The following is a 21,809-nucleotide window of genomic DNA, read 5'->3' as shown; positions in this document are numbered from 1 at the left end:
TTTTATTCCTGTTTAAGCCACGGATAATTTGAAAAATAACTTTTCTCAAAATTTGCTATTACACTTTTATTCTCAAGAGTTAATCCAATCTCATCTAAGCCATTCAACAATGAGCTCTTTTTGAATTCATCGATTTCAAAAGAATATGATTTTGAAGATTTAACAAATTGTTTTTCTAAATTAACTTCAATTTCAAGAGTTTTGGTCGCGGTTTCAGAAAATAACTCTTCAATTTCATCCTTTTGCAAAGTGATTGGCAAAATACCATTTTTAAAACAGTTGTTGTAAAAAATATCAGCAAAACTTTCTGCGATAATGACCTTAATACCAAAATCTAATAGTGCCCAAGGCGCATGCTCTCTGCTAGACCCGCACCCAAAATTTTCTCTAACCAATAGAATCTTACTGTCTTTAAATTGTGGTTTATTTAAAACAAAATCAGGATTGATCGATCTTTTCGAATTATCCATACCAGGCTCACCATGATCTAGGTATCGCCATTCATCAAATAAATTTGGTCCGAAACCAGTTCTTTTGATTGACTTTAAAAATTGCTTGGGAATGATCGCGTCAGTATCAACATTAGATCGATCAAGAGGGATAACTTTACTAATGATATGTTTAAACTTATCCACTGATTTCCTCGTTTCTTATATCAACAAAATGGCCATGAACTGCTGCTGCTGCAGCCATTGCAGGACTGACTAAATGGGTTCTTCCACCCTGCCCCTGCCTTCCTTCAAAGTTACGATTTGACGTTGACGCGCATCTCTCACCACTTTCGAGACGGTCTGCATTCATTGCAAGACACATTGAGCAACCTGGATCTCTCCATTGAAAACCTGATTCCATAAAAATTTTATCTAACCCTTCGGACTCCGCTTGTTTTTTCACAATACCTGACCCAGGAACAGCCATTGCTAACTTAATACTCGGATTAATTTTTTTGCCTTTCAAATACCGCGCTGCCTCTCTTAAATCCTCTATTCTTGAGTTTGTGCATGAACCAATAAACACTTTATCCACAGATATCTCATTGATTGGAGTATTTTCATTGAGACCCATGTATTCAAGAGCCCTTTGGAAATCAAGGTGCTTGTCGGATGTTAAATTGCTTTTTTTAGGAATAGATTCAGAAATTCCCTTCACCATTTCAGGAGATGTTCCCCAGCTCACCTGAGGTTCTATCATGGTCGCATCAATTTCAACTACTTTGTCAAAAACTGCATCTGAATCAGAGTGAAGAGTTCTCCATTCTTTTTCTGCCAGATCCCACATTCCATTTTTTGGAGCAAATGGCTTATTTTTTAAATAGTTAATTGTAGTATCATCAACAGCAACCATACCCGAACGAGCCCCGGCTTCAATTGCCATATTGCACAGCGTCATTCTTCCTTCCATCGATAACTGCTGAATGGCATCTCCACAAAATTCAATAGCATAACCGGTGCCGCCAGCAGTTCCAATTTGCCCGATAACAAATAAAGCAATATCTTTTGCTGAAACAAGAGGATGAGTTTTACCCTGTACGTCAATTTTCATTGTTTTAAGCTTTTTTTGAATTAAGCATTGTGTGGCCATAACATGCTCAACTTCCGAGGTGCCAATGCCCATTGCTAAGGCTCCAAAAGCTCCATGAGTGCTTGTATGAGAATCACCGCAAACGATCGTCATACCAGGAAGAGTCAAACCTTGCTCAGGTCCAATCACATGAACAATACCCTGTCTCACATCGGACATATCAAACTGAAGCAAGTTATGATCTTTACAGTTCTGGTCGAGAGTCTCCACTTGGATTTTTGAAATAGGGTCCTGGATTCCCTTATCCCTGTCCGTTGTTGGCACATTGTGATCAGGAACAGCCACGATAGATTCCTTACGCCACAATGGGCGATCATGGATTTTTAAACCCTCGAATGCTTGTGGGCTAGTCACCTCATGAATTAAATGACGATCAATATATATGAGACAGGTATCTTCCTGAGCTAGAACAACATGTTTATCAAAAATTTTTTCATATAGAGTCTTTGCCATAAACTAATCCCTAAAATTACCAAAATTTAGAGGGTAGTCAGACACATTTGCTTTTACCAACGCAATCGACTCCTGCAGAATATCTCTCTTTGTTCCAGTGACTCTAACCGTATCGCCTTGGATTGAGGCCTGGACCTTTAATTTACTATCCTTTAATAATTTGATAATTTTTTTACCAAGTTCTTGATCAATTCCATCCGACACTTCTATATCAAGTTTCACATTGTTTCCAGAAATACTCTCAAGATTTTTATCCATCAATCTTTTAGTTGAGTCAGGTTCTTTTTTTTCGAGTGATGGAAATAAAATATCTTTAATTTGATTAACCTGAAAATCATTATCACCAAATAAAGTGATAATTAAATCCTTCTCGTTAAATTCAATACTTGCAGATGTGCCTTTAAAATCATAACGATTTTGTATTTGTCTTCTAACAACATCAACCGCATTTGCTAAATTGACCTTATCTGCGGAAGAGCTTATATCGAAACTGGGCATAATTTAATCCTTCTTATTTCTACCTAAAGTTTTAAGTCTTAATGCGTTCAGCTTAATAAACCCTTCCGCATCATATTGATTGTAGGATCCTCCATCGTCTTCAAATGTGGCAATATTTTCGTCAAATAGACTGTGAGGACTACTTCGTCCAACGACCTGAACAGATCCCTTGTAGCAAACTAAATTAACCTCACCGGTAACATTTTTTTGCGTATGATCAATCAGGGTCTGTAATGCCTCTCTTTCTGGAGCAAACCAAAATCCGTTATATATTAACTTCGCATACCTCGGCATTAATTCGTCTTTTAAGTGAGCCACTTCACGATCAAGTGTAATGGATTCAATGGCTCGATGAGCTTTTAATAGAATGGTCCCACCAGGAGTTTCATAACATCCTCTGGATTTCATACCAACAAATCTGTTTTCAACTAAATCTAGCCGACCAATTCCATTTCTTGAGCCGACCTGATTTAGATAATGAAACACTTCATGAGATTTCATGGTTTCATTATTGATAGCTACAGGATCTCCATTCTCAAAAGAAATTGATAATGATTCTGGTTCATCATTTGCCGCTTCAGGCGACTTAGTCCATCTCCACATCGAGTCTTCTGGTGGGTTGCTAGGATTTTCTAGATGTCTACCTTCATAGGAAATGTGAAGAAGGTTAGCATCCATGCTATACGGACTTCCTCCATTTTTATGCTTCATTTCTACAGGAATGCCATGTTTTTCAGCAAAATTTAATAATTTTTCACGACTTAAGAGTTCCCACTCTCTCCATGGAGCGATCACTTTAATATCAGGATTTAATGCATAGGCATTCAATTCAAATCTAACCTGATCATTACCCTTGCCGGTAGCTCCATGAGCTATTGCATCAGCACCTGTTTCAGCAGCTATTTCAATTAGTCTTTTTGCAATCAGAGGACGAGCTATTGATGTTCCAAGTAAATACTCACCCTCATAAATCGCATTGGCTCTAAACATTGGTAAAATATAGTTTTTTGCAAAATCTTCCTCAAGATTTTCAATATAAATTTCTTTAATTCCAGCTTGTTTGGCTTTTTCTCTGGCTGGCTCAATTTCTTCACCCTGACCAATATCAGCCGTAAAAGTAACCACTTCACAATCATATTTTTCTTGTAGCCATTTTAAAATTACAGAGGTATCTAATCCACCTGAATATGCCAAAACAACTTTTTTAATTGATTTCATAAAAATTAAACTTTCCCAATAAGAAGATATTCTAGTAAAGCTTTTTGAACATGCAAACGATTTTCTGCCTCATCCCAAACCACAGACTTAGGTCCATCAATAACATCAGATGTAACCTCCTCTCCTCTATGCGCCGGCAAACAATGCATGAATAAAGAATCTTTCGCTGAGACATCCATCATTTCTTGATCAACTTGCCAATCTGCAAAAACTGATTTTCTTTCTGACTGCTCTGACTCGTACCCCATACTCGTCCATACATCTGTAGTCACAAGATGAGCATCTTTAGCTGCATCCATAGGATTTTCAAATTGTTCAAAATGAGAATCATCGTATAAGCCTGCTCTCTCAACCTCAACCTCATATCCTTTTGGAGTTGAAACATGCATATTAAAATCTAATAACTCTGCAGCTTGTAACCAGGTATTGCAAACATTATTAGAATCCCCAATCCAGGCGACTGTTTTTCCCTCAACTGAGCCTCTATGCTCGATAAAAGTAAATATATCCGCCAAAATTTGACAAGGATGATACTCGTTCGTCAGACCATTGATCACAGGAACCCTAGAGTTCTGAGCAAACCTTTCAATAATTTCCTGCTCAAAAGTCCTAATCATGACGACATCACTCATTCTGGAAATAACTTGAGCTGCATCCTCAACAGGCTCTCCCCTTCCTAGTTGAGAATCTTTTGTGTTTAAGTAAATAGCGGCACCGCCGAGTTGATGCATGCCTGACTCAAAAGATAACCTTGTCCTAGTGCTAGCTTTTTCAAAAATCATTACCAGAGTTCTATCTTCAAGCGGCCAGTGTTTTTGGTACTCTTTAAATTGTTTTTTTAACCATTTTGCTCGATCGAATAAGTAATATATTTCGTCTTTTGTAAGGTCATTAAATTGTAAAAAGTGTTTAATCGTCATACTTTATTTTCTTTCAAATAATCCTTTAGCATCAATATTAAATTTGATACCAAAAATTCTGACTCATCATCATTGATAACTAAAGGGGGAACAATTCTTATGACATTTCCAGATGTCACGCTGATCAATAGATTATATTCTAAAGCAAGTGTCATCAGTTCTGGACAATCATGACCAAGCTCAATGCCAATCATTAAGCCTTGCTGCCTGACGTCAATTACAAAATCTAAAGATTTTGTTTGCTCTCTCACAGCATGAGCAATTTTTGATCCTTGAATTGTTGCATTTAAATAGAGCTTTTCTTGATCCAAAACATCGAGAGTTAAATTACCTGCACGACATGCTAAGGGATTTCCGCCAAATGTTGAGCCGTGCTGTCCTGGTTTAATGATGTTTGTTATTTTTTCATTCACTAAAGTAGCGCCAATAGGAACCCCTGAACCAAGACCTTTTGCGCTAGTTAGAACATCAGGCTTAATATCTGAATACTGAAAAGCATACAAACGTCCAGTTCGACCTACGCCGGTCTGAACTTCATCCAGCATAAGAAGCCATTCATTTTGATCGCAAATTTTTCTTAAATCATTTAGATAAGATGAAAGATTTTTTGGGAGCTTTATCCCTCCCTCACCCTGAATAGGCTCAACTAGGACAGCAACAACATTTTTATTTTGATCTGCAATTTTTTTTATAGAATCTAAATCATCAAAAGGGACTCGGATAAAACCTTTTAAAAGTGGCTCAAAGCCAGCCTGAACTTTTCTGCTTCCAGTGGCAGATAAAGTTGCCATGGTTCTGCCATGGAAAGAATTCTCCATCACAATAATTTGTGGATCTGTAATCTTTTTTGAATTGGCAAATAGTCTTGCAAACTTGATAGCAGCTTCATTCGCCTCACAACCAGAATTGGAGAAAAATACTGCGCTCATACCCGTGATTGAGGCCAGTCTTTCCGCTAGTTTTTCTTGTTCACCTATATTGACATAATTAGATAAGTGAATGAATTGATCGAGTTGGTCTTTTAGTCCTGATGTGAAATGCGGATGAACATGGCCTAGCGTATTTACAGCAACGCCTGCTAAGGCATCAAGGTATTTATTTCCTTCTTTATCAAACAGCCAGACACCCTCACCTTTTTCAAAAGAAATAGGAAGTCTTCCGTAAGTTTTTAAAATTGAATATTTTGATTCCATCTAGAATAAAAAACGGCGGCTAACGCCGCCGGTTTTTACAAAGTTGTTAAAGGAAGATTATAAACCAATTAAGCCTTTATGTGATAGTCCGTTTGTCATTAAGAATAACATCGGAATAGATAACATAGTGTTAGTTCGAGATGCTAAAAAAGCAATTCTTCTGGCAGCAGTTTTTTCAGCATCACTCGCTGATTTTAAACCAAGAATTTTTTGTTGATTTGGCCAGATAAGAACCCAAACATTGAATAACATAATAGTACCCAACCATGATCCTAATCCAATAGCCTCATAACCTCCACTCAATGTGAAAGCAGGAACAAAGTTGGCACCTAAGAGTGCGGCACCTGCAATCCATGTAGCTAATGCAGCCCAACGAAACCAAAGAAGCGCCAAAGGGGCAACATGTTTAGTAATACCAGCCGCTGTTCCATCAGCATTTGCATTTTTCAAAGCTGGAACTTGAACAAAGTTAAAATAATAAAGTAGGCCTATCCAGGCAACCCCCACAATAACATGCAGAAATCTTACAATCGCGGTGAAATAATCATATTCCATAATAATCTCCTAATATTTAGTAATGTAAATTAAAAAAAGTTTTTCAAGAGATATACAAATACAAAAGTAAGTATAACGCCTGCGACAATGGTTCCGAGAATTGAATCTAATGGATTTTTCATAAAAATTTTCCTCCAAATTTTAAGAATAGACTATATTATTTACCAACATTGTCAAGATTGAAAAGATTTCATTACAAACTGTGAAAAAATTACCTTCAAAATATAAAAGTTTTCGATGGATGTTATTAGCGACATTTTCATTCAGTGTAATGGGTTTATGCGTGAAATTAAACTCCTCTTCATTTAATGAATATGAATTGGTTTTTTATCGATCGTTTGTGAGTCTAATAATTATCATTGTATTGATGAAAAAAAATAGCATTACGATTAAAACGAAATACGCATGGTTTCATTTCTTAAGATCGTTTATTGGATTCATTAGCCTTTTGTTATTTTTTTACGCCATCACAAAACTCCCCCTTAGCACATCAATGACTCTTAATTACACATCCCCAATTTTTTTAGGACTTTTGATTCCATTTTTAATGAAACAAAAATTTAACAGCTCTAAGCTATTTCTCTTATTAATTGGTTTTTTAGGAATTGTATTAATTCTCAAACCTGTTCTGAATTATAATTGGTTCGCGGGCTTGATGGGTGTTCTATCAGGATTTGGTGCAGCAATTGCTTATATTATGGTGGCAAAATTAGGTCAACTAAAAGAGCCAGATTTAAGAACAGTTTATTTTTTCACCCTGGTATCATCGATCTTATCTTTCGGTTTGATGTTAAAAGAGGATATCAGTCCGATCTCTTTTGACATTAATTTGATTTATCTATTGCTCTTAGGGGTTAGTGCGACTATTGCCCAATTAGCTGTTACAAGAGCCTATCGTGAAGGAAAAACATTAAACAATGCCGCTTACTCTTATATGACGGTAATCTTTTCAGTGGGATGGGGAGTATGGATATTTCAGGAAAGTCTCGATTGGCTTACTTTAATGGGAATCTTGCTGATTTTTTTAGCTGGAATATTTATCAACAAAACTAAGTTAAGGCTCAAGTAATCCACACCGAATTGCAATAAGAGCTATTTCTGCTGAGTTGTTCGCATTTAATTTTTGTTTGATGTTGTAGAGATGGGTTCCAACAGTACGCGGACTTAAACACATAGTATCCGCAATCTCGTTAGTACTTTTGCCTTTAGCCAGCGATATGAACACTTCAAACTCACGATCCGATAACACTTCAGTAGGATCATTTTCTCCAGATAATTGGGTAATCGCCAACTGTTGAGCAACGGAAGATTCGATGTATTTTTTCCCGCTTCCTACAGTTCTGATTGCATTAATCAACTCTTCTGCAGCACTCCTTTTTGTCAAATAACCGATTGCGCCTGCACTTAAAACTCTCTTTGGATGGACGGAATCTTCATGAGCAGATAGAACCAGTATTTTTGTATTTTTGTCTTTTGCAATTATTCTCTCAATTGCTTCAAGGCCTCCAATGCCTGGCATAGTGATGTCCATCACTATCACATCTGGTTTAATTTCTTGAAATTTTATGATGCCATCTTCACCTGTTTCGGCTTCGGCAATTACCTGCATATCTTTTTCACTATCGATAAGCATTTTAAAACCCATCCTAACTACTGAATGATCATCGACTAAAAGCACATTTAAATTTGACATAGGATTCCTATTTCTTTTTTATTGGAATTAATCCAGTGATAATGGTTCCTTTTTCGTTCGATTGTAACTCAAATTTTCCATTTAAGCCTTGAATTCTTTCTCTCATCCCAGCAATGCCAAATTGCTTTGAAGATTTCAGAATTTTTGTATCAAACCCCTTACCATTATCTCTAAAAGAAATTTTTAAATACCTTTTGTCAGCTATTAGGTCAATATGAACTTCAGAAGCATCTGCATGTTTTAAGCAATTGTTCATGCCCTCTTGAATGATTCTATAAATATTGATACTGATCTCCTCAGATAAATTCTCAACTTTATTGTGTTTGAAAGTTATTTTCATTGAAGGGTATTGCTTTTGCCAAACTCCAACTAAATCATTGATTGTTTCAACCAATCCAAGATTGTCTAATGAGCCAGGTCTTAATTTACGAATGATATTATGCATGCCATCATATATTTGATTAGCAGCTGATGTTACAGACTCGGCACTTGTTGCTATCAAATCATTTCCTTTGGCTTGATTTTTAATATTTTGCGTGAAAATTTTTATGGCAGAAACATACTGACCGAGTTCGTCGTGAAGTTCTCGGGCCAGGCTTCTTCTTTCGTCCTCAATTTTTTCCCGAATAATCCCAGTCAATTTTCTATTCTGATCTAAAGCTTTCTTTGATCTTTCTGCTTTTAATTTTTCAGATATGTCTCTCATGCTAACAATATCGCCAATCACTTCTTTTTTATCGGGATCATAGAAAGGTGAAATTGAAATAGAGACGTCTATAATTTTCTTAGATTTGGTAACACGTCTTGTTTCGAGATTTTGAATCTTTTTATTCTTGTGTGTATAAGATAGATTAGACTTAAGTTCGCCCAATTTATTTTTTGGAACAATCAATTTAACTGATTTACCCAGTACTTCTTTTTTTTTGAAACCAAACATGTTCTCAGCAGAATGATTCCAAAAATTAATTTTTTGATCTGCATCCAAGATCATTATGGCATCTGCTGTTTGTTGAGATATCAGCGCTAATATTTTATTTTCATTTAAAAATTTTTCCAAAGACTGACCCATCTTGTTGAAATTTGTGGCGATTTTTTGAAAATCTGGAACATCAAATTTTGGCAACCTTGTTTTTAAATTGCCTTGACCAAAATCCTCTATCCCCTTTAACAATGGATTGATTGAGGATAGCCATCTTCCCAACAACATGTAAACAAATATGTTCATTAATAGAAACACAATCAATGAAATATACATAAAACTTCTTGTGTGATACCAAGCCTCCCTGATTGCACCTTCAGGGGCAGATTCCACAATCAACCTTCCGTATTTAATAATTTTTGCATTTAATTCTTGTGGTGGAGTCATATAATTTTTAAACCATAAAGGAGGAGTAATTTCTTGACGGTAGGTCGACTCTGGAGATTGATACAGTAAATGGTTATTTAAATCATAGAGCGAGATGATGTTGCTGCGAACATGCCCCAATTCAACAAGGAAAGGTTGAATCACCTGATGCGTATATCCCCACTCTGGATTTTGTACAGAGCTAGTGATAAATGTATCTAATAATTGCAAAGTCACTCTATGAGATGATTCCACGCCTTCCTCAATCGCTTTTTTTGAGGATTTCATGAGGGTAATTGATAATCCGATTAAAAAAAGGATCATAATTAATGCAATTAATAGATTTAATCTTACTCTTAAGCTCATAGAAATAAAATTTGGGAAATCAAAAAAACACTTGTATTATAGTTCATAACAATGACTGTAATTTAATTTTATAATTCACATCAACACACTTAATCTAACGAAATTCAAAAAGGGAGGTTTGAATGGCGATTGAATCAGTGATGCATGAAAATAGGGTCTTTAACCCGCCAAAAACATTAAGTGAAAATGCATATGTTAAAAATCTAGAAGAATATCAACAACTGTGTGATGCGGCAGAAGCGGACTATGAGGGTTATTGGGGTGATCTGGCAAAAGATTTAATAGATTGGAAAAAACCATTTACCAAAATTCTTAACGAAGATGACGCACCATTTTATAAATGGTTTGATGATGGTGAATTGAACGTTTCTTATAATTGTATCGATCGACACCTTCCAAACAAAAAAGATAAAGTAGCAATTATCTTTGAATCAGATGATGGCCAAACAACTGAAATTACTTACCAAGAGCTATATGAAAAAGTATGTCAGTTCGCGAACGGCTTAAAAACCCTTAACTTAAATTTAGGCGACCGTGTCATCATTTACCTCCCCATGGGTATTGAAGCTGTTGTGGCCATGCAGGCTTGTGCACGAATTGGTTTAACACACTCTGTTGTTTTTGGTGGATTCTCTGCAAAAAGTATTCAAGAGAGAGTTATTGATGCTGGAGCAAAACTTATCATCACAGCCGACTATCAAAATAGAGGGGGTAAAGAGCTCCCACTAAAAACCGCTGTTGATGATGCCATTCTTCTAGGTGGTTGTGATTCGGTTGAAAAAGTTATTGTTTTAAATCGAACTGGTAAAGAAGCAGCTCTAAAAGAAAATGAAATTGATTGGCATGCATTATGTAAGAATCAAAAAGAAGAATGTGAGCCAGTGTGGGTAAATGCAGAGCATCCGCTCTTTCTTTTGTACACCTCAGGATCAACAGGAAAGCCAAAAGGAGTTCAACATTCATCAGGGGGATATCTGCTTCATGCAATCAACACCACCAAATGGACTTTTGATTTAAGGGATGACGACATCTTTTGGTGTACCGCGGACGTGGGTTGGATTACCGGTCACACTTATGTGGCGTATGGTCCATTAGCACTGGGTGGAACACAAATTATCTTTGAAGGAGTGCCTACCTTCCCCAATGCTGGTCGTTTTTGGGAAATTGTACAAAAGTACAAAGCAACTATCTTTTATACAGCGCCAACTGCCATAAGAGCATTGATAAAAGCCTCTGAAAGTGATGAGGCTGTTCATCCAAAATCATTTGACTTAAGTTCATTAAGAATTTTGGGAACAGTTGGGGAGCCTATTAACCCTGAAGCTTGGATGTGGTACTACGAAAATGTAGGCAATTCAAAATGTCCAATTGCTGATACCTTTTGGCAAACTGAAACTGGCGGGCATGTCATCACACCCCTTCCTGGTAGCACTCCCCTAGTTCCAGGCTCTTGCACACTCCCTTTTCCTGGAATTGCAATTGATGTAGTGGACGAAACTGGTCAAAATCTAGAATGGGGGCAAGGTGGACTGCTGGTAATAAAAAAACCATGGCCATCTATGATCCGAACAATATGGGGTGACCCAGAACGATTTAAAAATAGTTACTTCCCCAGTGAATTAGGTGGAAAATTATATTTGGCTGGTGATGGTGCTGTAAGAGATGCTGAATCAGGCTATTTTACTATCATGGGTAGAATTGATGATGTACTAAATGTCTCAGGTCATAGACTAGGAACAATGGAAATTGAATCTGCATTAGTTGCCAATGACTTGGTCGCTGAGGCAGCTGTTGTTGGAAGACCCCATGACGTCAAAGGGGAATCCATCATCGCCTTTGTTGTTTTAAAATCAGATCGACCTAATGCCGAGAAAGCGACAGAAATAGTCAATGAATTACGCGCATGGGTAGGAAATGAAATTGGACCTATTGCTAAACCTGATGAGATTAGATTCGGTGATAATTTACCTAAAACGAGATCTGGGAAAATCATGAGAAGGTTACTTCGATCAATTGCCAAAGATGAGGAAATCACCGCAGATATTTCTACTCTGGAAAATCCTGCAATCCTGGATCAACTCAAGCAAAAAGTTTAAAATGTTTTAATGCTAAGAACAATTAATGCCGTTTTAAAATCCAAAAAGATAAAATATTTTTATTACGGCATTTTTTCACTAGCATCAATTCTCATTTTATCTGCAGCCATTGCCTACCATTTTTTCCTCATTCCTAATGTAGAGAACTACAAACAAAATATTGAAAGCTTTATCGCCAAAGAAACAGGTGGTGAGGTTTCGATTGATAAGCTCAACATTGTATGGAATATTACGAACCCCCGTTTTCAATTGCGAAATTTTTCTATTACAGACCGGGATAACAATAAAACCATTAATTTAAATGCTATCGACTTTGAAATATCATGGCTTAGCATACTCAAATTTCAGCCAATCTTAAATCAAATTATTATTGGTGATCTTGATATCTTAGTTGAACGGACTGTTGATAATAAATTAAGAATTGCAGGAGTTGAGATCATCGAATCAACTGAATCATCCTTCTCTGATTGGCTTCTTAACCAACATGAAGTCAGAATAATCAATGGAAAAATAACATGGAGGGATGAATATAGAGCAGCAAAAGATTTAACAATTAGCGGTATAAACCTGACCTACACAAGTCCTACATATCTGACCTACCTGGATCGTCATAAATTTAATTTAAATGCATTAGTGTCAGAAGGAACAAAAGAAAGAGTCTATGTAGATGGGTTCTTTGATTTGGATTCTATTGATCACTTTGATCAAGTTAAAACAAAGATGAAGGTAAATATTTCACAGGCATTTTTACCTGCATTTAAGCCCTGGATTGAGTACCCTTTCGATGTCAAGCAAGGCTATGGTGAGTTAAAACTAAACATTGTATTTGTTAAGAATAAAATTCAAGAAATTAAAACATCTTTCAGTATAGAGAATTACATTGGGAACTTTAATGATAATCAAGATAAGTACATTAATATTTCTGAATTATCTGGTAGTGCAATTTTTGACAACAATAATAATATAAAAAAAATAGCCTCCACAAATTTAAACTTTAAAACAAATAATATTGATATCCAAAACAGTGCATTTGAAATCCTAGTCAAAGATAATGTAGCGCAATCTTTTAAATTAAAATTAAATCAGTTGAATATTGATGCAGCTGAATCGATAATTAATCAGACTCCATTTTTTGAAGAGTTAAAATCTTATCTTGATGACTATAGCCCCACAGGTGATATTAAAAATCTACAGTTATCATGGAAAAAAAATAAAGAACTTATAGCAGCTGGATCTCTAATCAATTTTGGTATTAATTCACATAATGAATTTCCTGGATTTAAAAATCTTACAGCTAGCTTTGATATTAAAAATAATAAAGGTTTTCTTGATATTGCTAGTAAAAATATCTCTTTTAATCAAGAGGATAGACTTAGAACAAATTTAACCTTCGATACTTTTAATGGTGTAATCAAGATTGACGGAGAAAATTTTAAATTTACAAATGTATTACTTAATAACAATGATCTAAATTTATTAACATCTGGAACAGTCAATCTTAAAAATTTAAAACAACCGGATCTAGATCTAGCTATCACTTTATCTGTTCCAGACATCTCTAGAATAAAAAAATACTACCCAAAAAATACTGACCCAGATCTACTAAATTGGCTCGATACATCTTTGCTTGCAGGAAGCATTGAAAATACAAAGATCACTATCAAAGGTGAGCTTGATAAGCTCTTCGACAAAAATGCAAATTCAAATATTCAAATCACAGGCAGTTACAATAATGCAAACATCGAGTTCGCGACAGGTTATCCTGAGATTGAAAAGGCAAATATATTATTCAGTCTTGATTCTAATATCCTAAGATTATTAGCAAAAGATGGAACAGTGGCTAATCAGAATATTTCATCTTTGGAAGTCATATCTGATCTGTCTGAATCAGATTTAATGATAAATACCCACTGGATTACCAGTGGAGGCACTAATAGTTTAATTCAGGCCATTAATAACTCGCCTCTATACGAGGATACTCAAGAATTCACAAATCAGCTGATTACGAATGGAAATGCAATACTTAACCTTACAATTAATTACCCAATCACTAATCCAGATGAAATTAACTTTGATGTAAAATATGAACTAAATAATGTAGTCATTCAAAATCCAAGAATAGGTCTTCCTCAAATAAACAATCTAAATGGAATTCTCAATATTAAACCAAACTTTTATGAACTTAAAAATGCATCAGGATCAGTTTTTGAAATGCCGACAAATATAGATGTTCTGGTTGAGGACAATTTAACCAAAATTAATGCTACTGGAAAAATTGATGAAACATTCTTTATTAATAATTTAGGATCAGGTTGGGCTAATAAGGTCCAAGGGTCTGCAGAGTGGATTTTAAAATCTAATATTACTGAACAATCAAATTCCTTGTCTTTAGAAACTGATTTAAAAGGAATAGAAATTAATGGGCCTTATCCATTAAATAAAAAACAGGGTGAAGTAAAAATCTTGTCCATTGTTAAAAAACCATCAAAAGATAACTTAACAAACTATGTTATTAGGCTGGACAATGATGTCAACGGCAAGATTTACATGAGCAAAAATGGTTGGTCTGGTCAGATTAATATCCTGTCCAATGAAGAGTTCCAAGACAGGAACGGAATATCAATTTTTGCAAACTTCAAAGATGTTGACCTGGATGATTTTTCATCACTATTTAATTTGAAATCAGATAACAAGAAAGAAACATTTAGGATTGGTAAGTCAAAACTTAATTTTGAAAAATTAATTGTAAATGGTTTCAACCTTCATCGATTGGAGACCGTTGTTTTTCCATCTAATAATAATCTTAAAGTTTCCTTATATTCAAATGAAATTAAAGGTAATGCATTGTGGGATAACAACGAAAGAAAGCTAACAGGGAGATTTAATAAATTTATCATTTCAAAAGATAAACAAATAGGTAAATTAAATGACGAAGATAATTTACCGACCACCGCACAGCCAGTATTCATTGATTTGATGATAGATGAAGTTATCCTCGATGATAAAAGCATGGGCAAATTTGATATCCAGGCATCAAATATAAATAATCAAATTTGGAAAATAGAAAATTTCACTATCACCAACCCTCATCATGAATTTAAAGCAGATGGGGAATGGCAGGCAAAAGAAATTGGCACACAAACCAAAATAGATTTTAAATGGAAGGCAGATGACTTAGAAAAAACTTTAGAACAGCTTGGGTATCCTAATTTGATCAAAAAGGGAATTGCCAGATTTAATGGCATAGCCAACTGGGAAGGGAGTCCTTTTGGCTTCTCTTCAAATCAGGTAAGCGGTAATTTTTCTATGGATATTGATAAAGGTGAGATACTTGAAGCTAAACCTGGTATTGGAAGATTGTTTGGTCTACTTACATTGCAAAACTTACCTAAAAGATTGACTCTAGACTTTAGCGATTTATTCTCCAAGGGTTTTATATTTGACTCCATTAATGCTGGGGTACGAGTCAATTCTGGAATTTTATCTTCAAATAATTTTAAAATGGTTGGTCCTGCTGCAGAGGTCTTAATGGATGGTGAAGTTGATATTATTGAAGAAACGCAAAATCTTCATGTTACTGTCAAACCCTTTGTGAGTGATTCGCTATCCCTTGCTGCTCTAGCGGGTGGTCCTCTAGCTGGTGCTGCTGCCTTTATTGCTCAAAAAGTATTAAAAGATCCTCTTAATAAAGTTTTAACAGATGAATATCAAATCATAGGAACATGGGATGACCCAATTGAAGTAGATAAACCAAAATCAGAAGAATTATCTGAACTGGTGGATGAAGAAGTCATCCAACCATCTGAAAGTATTCTAGAAAAACTAAATATATTTAAAAATAAAGATGAATAACGAAATAAATAATCTCATATTAAATCCAGCAGAACTTGATAATCAAAAAATTCAAAAAGTGATGAATAATTTGAATCATAAGAATATCGATTACAGCGACTTATATTTTCAATACTCTAAAAATGAATTTTTAGCTATTGAGGACGGTGCAGTAAAAAATGCTTCATTTAATATTGATAATGGCTGTGGTGTCAGAGCGGTGTCTGGGGATAAAACCGCATATGCATATACTGACGAAGTAAATTTTCAAACCCTTACCCAATCCTGTGAAATTATTAATGCATTAAGATCTCAGGGTCAGAATAAATCTGTTCCTCAAGTTAACTCAAACACACCCCAACAGCTTTATCCAAGTATTGATCCAATCATAAATACGGGCGAAAAAAAAATTGAAATATTAAAAAAACTCGAAAGTTTAGCTTTTTCCCGAGATAAAAGAATTATTAAAGTCAGTGCTTCGATTGCTGCTGAATATGATGTAATTTTAATTGCAAATAAACTCTCTGATATGAAGAGTGACATTCGCCCTCTTGTTCGATTATCACTTAGCATTATTATTGAAGACAAAAATCGAAGGGAAATCGGAACAGCTGGAGGTGGCGGCCGATATAGTATTGATTATTTTACTGACGACGTCCTTGATCTTTACATTGATGAAGCATACCACCAAGCGGTAACTAACCTTGAAGCGATACCATCCCCTGCCGGATTGATGCCTGTCGTTCTAGGTCCTGGTTGGCCAGGTATTCTCCTCCACGAAGCTATTGGACATGGTCTTGAGGGAGACTTTAATCGCAAGGGTACTTCCGCTTTTTCTAAACTGATGGGAAAGCAGGTGGCTCATAGTGATATCACTATTGTTGACGATGGGACTATCCAGGACAGACGTGGTTCTTTAAATATTGATGATGAAGGTAACCCTACGCAGCGAACTGTTTTAATTGAAAATGGGATTCTAAAAAATTATCTGCAAGATACTCTAAATGCAAAACTAATGAATATGGAAATTACTGGAAATGGCCGAAGAGAGTCTTACGCCCATATCCCTATGCCCAGAATGACTAATACGATTATGACCAATGGCAAATATAACCCTGATGAAATCATTAAATCAGTAAAAAAAGGAATTTATGCTCCAAATTTTGGTGGTGGTCAGGTAGATATCACCAGTGGCAAATTTGTCTTCTCATCTTCGCTTGCTTGGTTAATTGAAGATGGAAAAATCACCCAGCCAATCAAAGGAGCCTCCATTGTTGGTAATGGTCCTGATATCCTTAAAAAAGTTTCAATGGTGGGAAATGACTCATCATTGGATACTGGAGTTGGTACATGCGGCAAAGATGGTCAAAGTGTCCCTGTTGGGGTTGGGCAGCCGACTTTAAAAATTGATGAAATACTTGTTGGTGGCTCAGATACCCAGGGTTAATTTTATTTATTAACCCTATTTTTATATTCAAGAGTTCTCGTATCAATCTCAATCATATCGCCAGTGTCGCAAAATAACGGCACCATCAGCTCAAAGCCAGTATTGATTGAAGCTGTTTTCATCACCTTACCAGAGGATGTATCTCCCTTAACTGCAGGTTCAGTATAAGTAATTTCCCGAGTAACTGAATTTGGTAACTCTACTGAAATTGCTTTTCCTTCATAGAAAACAACCTCACACGACATTCCATCCTCTAAAAATTTCAAAGCATCCTCCATACTGTCAGGTCCAACTTCGTATTGGTTGTATTCCTCATCCATAAACACATAAGCAGGATCAGCAAAGTAAGAATAAGTGACTTCCTTCTTCTCTAAAATAACTACATCAAATTTATCGGAAGCATTAAAAACTGACTCAGTAGGAGATTCATTGAGTAAGTTCTTTAGTTTCATTTTTACTACAGCTGCATTTCGTCCAGATTTATTGTATTCACATTTCAATGCAACCATTGGATTTCCATCAACCATAATGACATTCCCTGCTCTAACTTCCTGTGCTGTTTTCATAGCTATCCTTGAAAAAATTTTTGATGATTATACTAAATTATTTAATAAATAATGAATAAATTTGAGCAATCCCTGTACCCCTTTTTATAAAATTCTCTCTTGCATCTAAATAAAAATCTTTTAGATTTTCAATATTTTCCAATAAATATCGCCAGTGTTCTAAATTTAGGCTCTGATTATTCCATATTAAAAAAATTTCTCTCAACTGTAGTGGCAAAGAAATAAAGTAATGATCGAGAAAGGCATTTAATTTTGTTATTTGAAGACCATTTTCTTGAATATAAGGTTGCCAAATAAAAGGGGATCCAGCCAAAATGGCACGGATTAAACTATCCTCACCACGAACAAAGTTTATTAAACTATTAGCTAGAGCTTTATCAAAATCGTTAAAACTCAATAAGTTTTTACCTCTATCCTTATCTTTATCATATCGATCATGCATTACAGAATCATATTGCGGAAAGTTGTTTCGTAGAACTTTAATTGAAGCTTCAATATTCTCATTAAAATAGCAAAAAAAATTGATGGTATTTGTATCTCTTAACTTTTCAGTTTGATACAAATCCTTATCATTTATAGCAAATATTGCGACACCTGAATGTTCACTAACGCCAGGAATATAAAATATTTTTTTATATTTTTTGTTAATTGACTCTTTAAGATGATAGTCGTTAACCCATTGTTCAGCTGAAAAATATTCGTAATTGATTAATAAATTTTTATTAGTGAGTTTAGCTTCATAAGATAAGGGTAACTGTGTATCAAAAATAGTAACAACATTATTATTTGGTAAAAGGTTGTTATCCATCTTATCAATATCAATAATATTAATATTCTCGTTAAAAAAATTTTTATCTAATATTTTTTGAGTAAGCTCATTGGACGTAAGAAATACATTGCTGGTGACACCATGGTCAATATAAAGCCCATGAGCAAGCCTTAATGGAATTGATATATCTCCATAGTTATCGATAAACCTTGAAAATATGTCTACTGAAAATGTCATTTATATATGATAGACATAATTTCTATTTCTTTTTGTCCAGAAGGACTTTCATAGGAAACAATTTCTCCAACTTGCTTACCGAGAATAGCCTTAGAAATTGGAGACAACCAGCTTATTTTATTTTCTTTAGGGTCAACTTCAGGGACGCCAACAATCTGAATCTTGTTAATCTGGTTTTTATCTAAATTCTCATACTCAACTGTTGCTCCAAAAAAAATCTTGTCTTTATTTTCTTGCTCAAGTGGATCAATAATCTTTGAATCTTCAATGACGGTAAGCAAATATTTTACTCTGGAATCAATTTGCCTTAACCTCTTCTTACCATAAATGTAATCGCCATTTTCAGATCGATCGCCATTGCTTGCTGCCCACGAAACGTCTTTCACAACCCTTGGTCGATCAACCTTTAGGAGATAATTTAACTCTTCCCTTAAATGTATAAAACCATTTTTTGTAAGATAAGATGATTGCTCGCTCATAATATAGTTTTACTATAAAATTTAAATGTGAAAGATAACATAATTACAATTTGTAAAAATGACATTTACTTCAAAAGATTCATCCACACAAATAATTCCACACACTTTAATACCTTCACCCTATTTGAATTTATTTCAAATGAACTAAGTGTTCATTATCTTTCATCCAATGAAATTAGTAAAAAAATAGTCAATAAATTAGAGGAATATATTATCCTGGAAGAGATTGTATCCAATGAAATTGTTGGGAACGGAAATCAATTTCTTCATGATATCGAATCACTCGTTTTTTTTGTTCAGAATGCCATAAAGAATATTAGTGAGTACGACATAGATTACCAGGACGGGTCATTCAATCTGTCCATCGAGAATAAATTTCTACGCACAGTAATCGATAAATTCAATCAATATTTACTTGACAATGGTTTATTTACATATCACCAGGCAATTAGTTTCTTTATTGAAAATATCAAATTTGATAAAAAGGTCCGACTAGTTGGTTTTAACCTTGATACGCCTATGAATAAATTAATTCAGAATAAGTTTAAAACAAATGATATATCTTTTAAAAAAGAGAATAAAAACCACATCATTCAGCAATTTGACAATGAACTCCAAGAGTTTAACTATATAGGTGAAGAAATTATTCTCAAACATTCACAAGGGAAAAAAATTGCAATTATCTCTGAAGATGTCAATAAGATTGTAACAACCTTCTATCCTACACTCACAGGCCTGCAAACTTACAACAAAGATGCAAACGGACAAGAGCAAATTGATTTAAATATCCCCAATCAAATATCTTTATCAAAATCACCGATCATTCGAAGTATTTTTACTTTTTTTGATTTGCATTACGGCCAATATGTTGCAGTCGAAAAAATACGTCATTTTGTAGTCACCTGCTTTCAAAATGATCTATTACTTTTGAGCGATCTGGATGAAAAGATCAAAATGTTTAAAAAGCATGGGATCCGAAAAATTAATCTAAAAAGGTTTAATGAAACAATAGAATCTTCTTCTATAGATAAATCATCTTTTGAAGAAATTGATAAATTACAAAATAACTTACCTTTAGCGGAATGGGGAACTTACCTCGTCAGGCTATTAAAAAATTATTTATTTCGTAATGAACTTAAAATAAATGATTCATTAATCGAGGACTTGAATATTTTTATTGATCTAATTAAAAACATTAGTTCAGTTAGAAAACATAAAATTATTAATTATTTAGAGTTTAAAAAATACCTCAACATTATACTAAACCAGACTCAAAAAAATTTTTTTGTATCAAGCAATGCAGTTGATATTTATTCATTTAAAGATGAAGTAGTCTCACAGTATGATGATATATACCTCATAGATTTTATCGATCGAAAAAATCAAACCAGCTTAAGAAATCCCTTACTCCCCTTGTGTCACTTAAATAAAATAAATGATTTCAATAAGAGAAAAACTTTCTCAGGTAATCAATTAAATAAATTGTCAGAAAAAGCTAATTTATCGATCTCTTATTCTTTATTAACAGACAATGTAGAAAATACAATTTCATCATCCGTCACATTTAGTGAGATTGTCGAAAAAAAATATGAAAAAAAATATGATTTTCTTCATGAAAATAAAACATTAGCGCTTGATAATGACCACACAGACAAGGCGCTTCCCAAGGGGATAAAAAATATTCGTGGTTTGCTCGAGCGTCTACAAACTTGTCCCCGATGGGCTTTTTATGAAGATGTCCTTCACTGCAAGGACGACTCAGATCATCTCACAACAGAGTATAGTCCACGCTTACGTGGTATTTTAATTCACGAGGCACTCCATAACATCTGGATAAAGCTAAAAAATTATCAGAATCTCGCGGAAATTAACAACTTAAGGGAATTTGTAAAACCTATTGTTGAGATGTCCATTGAAACAAAAAATGAATTTTCAATAATGGGTGACTCAGTAAAAAAATTTGAAATAGCAAGATGTACTTCATTGATTCAAGAGGTGCTTGAGATGGAAAAGAAAAGAATACCCTTTGCTATTAAAAGCTTGGAAGTAAAACAACAATTTGTTCATGGAGATTATTCATTTGATCTTATCAAGGATAGAGTTGATAGCGATGATAATGGAATTCATGTCATTGACTATAAAACTGGAAAATTGCCAACAGCAAGGTCTTGGACACAATTGCCAATTAAAAATTTTCAAATCCCCTTATATTTTTTATTTACAGACTGTAAAGTCAGCACATTATTGCTTTACGAGATAAATCAAAAAAATATCGTGATTAAGAGATTTACTTTTAAGGACAATGATTACCAAATACCTGACAATATTTCCAAACAAATTATTAGCAAAAGCTATGGGGATCTCAAAAACATTTGGCTGGATGAGATCAATAGCTTGATGCATCTTTACTCAGAAGGGTATTTTCCTAACACATTCGAAAAAGAGGAGGATCTGACATATTGTGGTAGCAAAATTCTTCTTCGTCTTCCAGAAAAAAAGTATCAGTATGAGTTATAACAAATGAGTAGTAATGACATTCAAAATAGGATTAAGTGTCTAGAC

The 21,809-nt window shown here is 34.6% G+C and carries 17 protein-coding genes; 5 read left to right on the top strand and 12 right to left on the bottom strand.

All coding sequences use genetic code 11. From position 1 onward, the window contains the following. Window positions 1–2: 2 nt before the first annotated feature. From UZ34_02435 to UZ34_02405, 7 genes are read right to left on the bottom strand one after another with little or no spacing between them, the layout of a single operon-like run. Window positions 3–635 carry a 3-isopropylmalate dehydratase gene (locus tag UZ34_02435; protein ID AKO64305.1) on the bottom strand — a complete coding sequence of 211 codons (633 nt, stop codon included), beginning with the start codon at window positions 633–635 and terminating at the stop codon, window positions 3–5. Next, window positions 628–2,034 carry an isopropylmalate isomerase gene (locus UZ34_02430; GenBank protein ID AKO64304.1) on the bottom strand — a complete coding sequence of 469 codons (1,407 nt, stop codon included), beginning with the start codon at window positions 2,032–2,034 and terminating at the stop codon, window positions 628–630. The genes UZ34_02435 and UZ34_02430 overlap by 8 nt, the downstream gene beginning before the upstream one ends. 3 nt (window positions 2,035–2,037) lie before the next feature. Next, window positions 2,038–2,532, bottom strand: coding sequence for a nucleotide-binding protein (locus UZ34_02425; protein ID AKO64303.1), 495 nt, complete (start codon window positions 2,530–2,532; stop codon window positions 2,038–2,040). Between the two features lie 3 nt (window positions 2,533–2,535). Further along, window positions 2,536–3,750, bottom strand: a complete 1,215-nt coding sequence (locus UZ34_02420) for an argininosuccinate synthase (GenBank protein AKO64302.1) — start codon at window positions 3,748–3,750, stop codon at window positions 2,536–2,538. 5 nt (window positions 3,751–3,755) lie between these two features. Further along, on the bottom strand, window positions 3,756–4,670 hold the full coding sequence (locus UZ34_02415) for an ornithine carbamoyltransferase (protein AKO64301.1): 915 nt from the start codon (window positions 4,668–4,670) through the stop codon (window positions 3,756–3,758). Beyond that, entirely contained in the window at window positions 4,667–5,863 is a 1,197-nt protein-coding gene (locus UZ34_02410) for an acetylornithine aminotransferase (GenBank protein ID AKO64300.1), read from the bottom strand. Before UZ34_02410 ends, UZ34_02415 begins: the two co-directional genes overlap by 4 nt. Window positions 5,864–5,920: 57 nt before the next feature. Further along, window positions 5,921–6,418 carry a membrane protein gene (locus UZ34_02405; GenBank protein ID AKO64299.1) on the bottom strand — a complete coding sequence of 166 codons (498 nt, stop codon included), beginning with the start codon at window positions 6,416–6,418 and terminating at the stop codon, window positions 5,921–5,923. Window positions 6,419–6,659: 241 nt separating this feature from the next. Here UZ34_02405 and UZ34_02400 point away from each other — a divergent pair, with 241 nt between their 5' ends. Further along, complete coding sequence (locus UZ34_02400) at window positions 6,660–7,487, top strand: membrane protein (GenBank protein AKO64298.1); 828 nt, start codon at window positions 6,660–6,662, stop codon at window positions 7,485–7,487. Here UZ34_02400 and UZ34_02395 read toward each other — a convergent pair. Both UZ34_02395 and UZ34_02390 read right to left on the bottom strand, forming a co-directional pair. Beyond that, entirely contained in the window at window positions 7,473–8,111 is a 639-nt protein-coding gene (locus UZ34_02395) for a LuxR family transcriptional regulator (protein AKO64297.1), read from the bottom strand. The two genes, UZ34_02400 and UZ34_02395, sit on opposite strands and share 15 nt — an antisense overlap. A gap of 7 nt (window positions 8,112–8,118) precedes the next feature. Beyond that, window positions 8,119–9,822 carry a histidine kinase gene (locus tag UZ34_02390; GenBank protein AKO64296.1) on the bottom strand — a complete coding sequence of 568 codons (1,704 nt, stop codon included), beginning with the start codon at window positions 9,820–9,822 and terminating at the stop codon, window positions 8,119–8,121. Window positions 9,823–9,944: 122 nt separating this feature from the next. On the opposite strand from UZ34_02390, the gene UZ34_02385 reads away from it, so the two are divergent. Genes UZ34_02385 through tldD form a run of 3 tightly spaced genes read left to right on the top strand, consistent with a single transcriptional unit; the run spans window position 9,945 to window position 17,196 of the window. Next, window positions 9,945–11,918: an AMP-dependent synthetase gene (locus UZ34_02385; protein AKO64295.1), complete on the top strand. Its 1,974-nt coding sequence runs from the start codon at window positions 9,945–9,947 to the stop codon at window positions 11,916–11,918. A gap of 9 nt (window positions 11,919–11,927) precedes the next feature. Further along, on the top strand, window positions 11,928–15,770 hold the full coding sequence (locus UZ34_02380) for a hypothetical protein (GenBank protein AKO64294.1): 3,843 nt from the start codon (window positions 11,928–11,930) through the stop codon (window positions 15,768–15,770). Beyond that, window positions 15,763–17,196 (top strand): protease TldD, encoded by a 1,434-nt coding sequence (gene tldD / locus UZ34_02375; protein ID AKO64293.1) that lies wholly within the window; start codon window positions 15,763–15,765, stop codon window positions 17,194–17,196. Before UZ34_02380 ends, tldD begins: the two co-directional genes overlap by 8 nt. A gap of 2 nt (window positions 17,197–17,198) precedes the next feature. Here the strand turns inward: tldD and UZ34_02370 are convergent, their stop codons facing one another. The 3 genes from UZ34_02370 to UZ34_02360 are packed head-to-tail and all read right to left on the bottom strand — an operon-like array spanning window position 17,199 to window position 19,247. Beyond that, window positions 17,199–17,762: an elongation factor P gene (locus tag UZ34_02370; GenBank protein AKO64292.1), complete on the bottom strand. Its 564-nt coding sequence runs from the start codon at window positions 17,760–17,762 to the stop codon at window positions 17,199–17,201. A 37-nt stretch (window positions 17,763–17,799) separates the two neighbouring features. Next, on the bottom strand, window positions 17,800–18,768 hold the full coding sequence (locus UZ34_02365) for a hypothetical protein (GenBank protein ID AKO64291.1): 969 nt from the start codon (window positions 18,766–18,768) through the stop codon (window positions 17,800–17,802). Next, the gene (locus UZ34_02360; GenBank protein ID AKO64290.1) at window positions 18,765–19,247 is read right to left on the bottom strand and encodes a transcription elongation factor GreB; all 483 of its coding nucleotides are present in this window, start codon (window positions 19,245–19,247) and stop codon (window positions 18,765–18,767) included. Before UZ34_02360 ends, UZ34_02365 begins: the two co-directional genes overlap by 4 nt. A 27-nt stretch (window positions 19,248–19,274) precedes the next feature. Here UZ34_02360 and UZ34_02355 point away from each other — a divergent pair, with 27 nt between their 5' ends. Beyond that, complete coding sequence (locus UZ34_02355) at window positions 19,275–21,764, top strand: hypothetical protein (GenBank protein AKO64289.1); 2,490 nt, start codon at window positions 19,275–19,277, stop codon at window positions 21,762–21,764. Window positions 21,765–21,809: the final 45 nt, after the last annotated feature.

It is taken from the genome of Methylophilales bacterium MBRSF5, assembly GCA_001044335.1.
Lineage (GTDB): Bacteria > Pseudomonadota > Gammaproteobacteria > Burkholderiales > Methylophilaceae > BACL14.
This window is presented reverse-complemented; position numbering and strand designations above follow the sequence as displayed.

What these genes read in the sequence shown, in the direction of transcription:
- UZ34_02430 (AKO64304.1), bottom strand. Translation starts at nt 2,034, where the DNA reads ATGGCAAAGACTCTATATGAAAAAATTTTTGATAAACATGTTGTTCTA.
- UZ34_02425 (AKO64303.1), bottom strand. Translation starts at nt 2,532, where the DNA reads ATGCCCAGTTTCGATATAAGCTCTTCCGCAGATAAGGTCAATTTAGCA.
- UZ34_02420 (AKO64302.1), bottom strand. Translation starts at nt 3,750, where the DNA reads ATGAAATCAATTAAAAAAGTTGTTTTGGCATATTCAGGTGGATTAGAT.
- UZ34_02415 (AKO64301.1), bottom strand. Translation starts at nt 4,670, where the DNA reads ATGACGATTAAACACTTTTTACAATTTAATGACCTTACAAAAGACGAA.
- UZ34_02410 (AKO64300.1), bottom strand. Translation starts at nt 5,863, where the DNA reads ATGGAATCAAAATATTCAATTTTAAAAACTTACGGAAGACTTCCTATT.
- UZ34_02405 (AKO64299.1), bottom strand. Translation starts at nt 6,418, where the DNA reads ATGGAATATGATTATTTCACCGCGATTGTAAGATTTCTGCATGTTATT.
- UZ34_02400 (AKO64298.1), top strand. Translation starts at nt 6,660, where the DNA reads ATGTTATTAGCGACATTTTCATTCAGTGTAATGGGTTTATGCGTGAAA.
- UZ34_02395 (AKO64297.1), bottom strand. Translation starts at nt 8,111, where the DNA reads ATGTCAAATTTAAATGTGCTTTTAGTCGATGATCATTCAGTAGTTAGG.
- UZ34_02390 (AKO64296.1), bottom strand. Translation starts at nt 9,822, where the DNA reads ATGAGCTTAAGAGTAAGATTAAATCTATTAATTGCATTAATTATGATC.
- UZ34_02385 (AKO64295.1), top strand. Translation starts at nt 9,945, where the DNA reads ATGGCGATTGAATCAGTGATGCATGAAAATAGGGTCTTTAACCCGCCA.
- UZ34_02380 (AKO64294.1), top strand. Translation starts at nt 11,928, where the DNA reads ATGCTAAGAACAATTAATGCCGTTTTAAAATCCAAAAAGATAAAATAT.
- tldD (AKO64293.1), top strand. Translation starts at nt 15,763, where the DNA reads ATGAATAACGAAATAAATAATCTCATATTAAATCCAGCAGAACTTGAT.
- UZ34_02370 (AKO64292.1), bottom strand. Translation starts at nt 17,762, where the DNA reads ATGAAAACAGCACAGGAAGTTAGAGCAGGGAATGTCATTATGGTTGAT.
- UZ34_02365 (AKO64291.1), bottom strand. Translation starts at nt 18,768, where the DNA reads ATGACATTTTCAGTAGACATATTTTCAAGGTTTATCGATAACTATGGA.
- UZ34_02360 (AKO64290.1), bottom strand. Translation starts at nt 19,247, where the DNA reads ATGAGCGAGCAATCATCTTATCTTACAAAAAATGGTTTTATACATTTA.